Below are 231 nucleotides of genomic sequence, written 5' to 3'. Positions count from 1 at the left end.
CCGGACCGCCTCGCCCCGGTAGTGCCAGACGAGCAGCGTACTGGTGACGGCCATCAGCTCCCAGAAGAACAGCAGCGTGAGCCAGTCACCCGCGAACACCGCGCCGTAGCTCGTCGCCACGTACGATAACGCGAACGCGGTCTGAACGCTCTCGGCCTCGCTCGCGTACGAGTACAGGACGGCGACGGCGCCGATAATTCCGAATATCAGCCCCATCAGCCGCGAGAACTC

The 231-nt window shown here is 64.9% G+C and carries 1 pseudogene; it reads right to left on the bottom strand.

What is annotated here, in order from left to right:
* Positions 1-231, bottom strand: a pseudogene (locus EXE44_RS19510) (Na(+)/H(+) antiporter subunit D); the annotation flags it as partial.

Source organism: Halorubrum sp. SS7 (genome assembly GCF_005435055.1).
Lineage (GTDB): Archaea > Halobacteriota > Halobacteria > Halobacteriales > Haloferacaceae > Halorubrum > Halorubrum salinarum.
Note: the sequence above shows the minus strand (reverse complement) of the source record. Positions and strands in the feature narration are given on the sequence as shown.